The organism is Nocardia sp. NPDC051463 (genome assembly GCF_040681975.1).
Taxonomy (GTDB): Bacteria; Actinomycetota; Actinomycetes; order Mycobacteriales; family Mycobacteriaceae; genus Nocardia.
The window spans coordinates 1-2,654 of sequence record NZ_JBFBAB010000065.1; the positions used below are offsets into that span (position 1 = coordinate 1).

Annotated in this window: 1 protein-coding gene; it reads left to right on the top strand. The window is 66.6% G+C overall.

Annotated features, from left to right (window positions below; translation table 11 throughout):
- The coding region (locus AB0M74_RS35135) for an amino acid adenylation domain-containing protein (protein ID WP_366530621.1) at positions 1–2,654 on the top strand (2,654 nt) is incomplete at both ends.

Genomic DNA, 2,654 nt, shown 5'->3' on the forward strand with positions numbered 1-2,654 from the left:
CGTGCCGAAGGCGCGACGCTGTTCATGGTCGTGCACACCGCTCTCGCGGTGCTGCTGGCCCGGTTGTCGGGTACCGACGACATCGCCATCGGTACGCCGATAGCAGGCCGTGGTGAGGCCGCGCTGGACGACCTGATCGGCATGTTCGTCAATACGCTGGTGTTCCGTAGCCGCGTCGAGGCGGGCGAACTGTTCACCGAACTGCTCGCGCGGCAACGTGAGACGGATATCCAGGCCTTCGCCAACGCCGACGTGCCGTTCGAGCGCCTGGTCGAGGTGCTCAACCCGGTGCGTTCGACGGCACGGCACCCGTTGTTCCAGGTGGGTCTGTCCTTCCAGAACCTGGGCCGGGCCGGGCTGGAACTGCCCGAACTCACCGTCGCCGGACTCGAGATCGATACCGCACTGTCGCAGTTCGACCTGCACCTGATCGCGAGCGACGGCTACAACGACGCGGGCGAACCCGAGGGCATCGCCGGCGTCTTCACCTACGCCTCCGATCTGTTCGATCGGGAGACGGTGCAGGGCTTCGCCGATCGGTTCGTGCGACTGCTCGATGCGGTGATCGCTTCGCCGCGCACGGCTGTCGGCGACATCGAGTTCCTCGATCGCGCCGAGCGGGCCGAGCTGACCGTCGGCCGGAATGCGACCGAGCACGAGGTGGATTCCGCCGCGACTCTGGCCGGCCTGCTGGATGCCACCGTCGCCGTAGCGCCGCAGCGTGTCGCGCTGGTGCGTGAGGACGGTTCGACGATCACCTACGGTGAGCTCGACGCAAGGGTGAATTCTCTTGCCCGGCATCTGATTTCGCTGGGTGTCGGCCCAGAGTCGCGGGTCGCCCTCGCGTTGCGCCGCTCGGTGGATCTTGTCGTCGCGATGTATGCGGTCACGAAGGCCGGTGGCGCGTATGTGCCGGTGGATCCGGATCAGCCCGCCGAGCGCACCGACTACATCCTCGCGACTGCGGGACCGGTGTGTGTGCTGACCAACGCGGAAGCGCAGTTCAGCACCGATGTCGCGCCGTTGGTATCGATGGACGCGCCGGGCGATCTGGACGACGCGCCGATCACCGACACGGATCGAGTGGCGCCGTTGCGTCCTGAGCACACCGCGTACGTCATCTTCACCTCTGGTTCGACCGGCCGTCCGAAGGGTGTCGCGGTGCCGCATGCGGCGATCGTGAACCAGCTGTTGTGGAAGACCACCGAATTCGGGCTCGACGCGGCGGACGCGGTGCTGTTGAAGACGGCCGCCACCTTCGACCTCTCGGTGTGGGAGTTCTGGTCGGCCGCGGTCTGCGGCGGACGTCTGGTCATCGCGGCACCGGATGGGCATCGTGACCCGGCATATCTGAACGAGTTGATCGCCCGCGAATCGGTGACCACGTTGCATGTGGTGCCGTCCATGCTGGATGCGCTACTCGCCATGGGTCTGTCCGATTCCCTGCGGCGGGTGCTGGCGATCGGCGAGGCGCTGCCGAGTGCGTTGGCACAGCGGTTCCTCCGTGATCAGCCGGGTACCGAGTTGTTCAACCTGTACGGTCCGACCGAGGCAGCGGTGTCGATCACCAGTCATCGGGTGACCGGTCAGGACATGGCGTCCGTATCGATCGGTGTGCCGGAGTGGAACAGCCGCGTCTATGTTCTGGACGCGCGCCTGAATCCGGTGCCCACGGGCGTGTCGGGTGAGTTGTATCTGGCCGGTGCGCAGTTGGCGCGGGGGTACTTCGGCCGGACGGATCTGACCGCGGATCGGTTCGTGGCCAACCCCTTCGAGTCGGGCACTCGGATGTATCGCACCGGTGACCTCGTCGCGTGGAACGGCAACGGCGAGTTGGAGTACCGGGGCCGTACGGACTTCCAGGTGAAGATTCGTGGCTTCCGGATCGAGCTCGGCGAGATCGAGGCGGCCCTGTTGGCGCTGCCGGAGATCGCGCAGACCGCGGTGCTCGCGAAGTCCGATCCCAAGACCGGTGATCGGCTCGTCGCGTACTTGGTGTCGTCGAGCGGCGATATCGATGTGGCGCAGGTGAAGTCGGCGCTCGTGGCCGGTCTGCCGTCCTACATGGTGCCGTCGGCGTTCGTGGTGCTCGACGCGCTGCCGCTCAATGTGAACGGCAAGCTGGATCGAAAGGCGTTGCCGGAACCGGAATTCGAGGCACAGGTCTTCCGCGCGCCGTCGACCCCGATCGAGGAGATCGTGGCGTCGGTGTTCGCGGAGGTCCTCGGCATCGAGCGCGTCGGTGTCGACGACGACTTCTTCGCACTCGGCGGCAACTCGCTGCTGGCCACGCACACCGTGGCACGCATCGGTGCCGCGCTGGATGCCCAGGTGCCGGTGCGCAGGCTGTTCGAGGCCTCGACGGTCGCGGGCCTGGCCGTCAAGGTCGAGCAGGATGCCGGTGCCGGTGGCCGCAAGGCCCTGGTCGCGGGTCCGCGACCGGAGCAGATTCCGTTGTCGTTGGCTCAGCAGCGGATGTGGTTCCTCAACCGGTTCGATACCGAGTCGGCGGCCTACAACGTGCCGGTCGCGGTGCGGTTGACCGGAGAGCTGGATGTTGTGGCGCTGCAACAGGCCATCGCGGACGTCGTGGCCCGCCACGAGATTCTGCGGACGGTGTATCCGGAGATCGATGGTGCGCCGGTTCAGGTGAT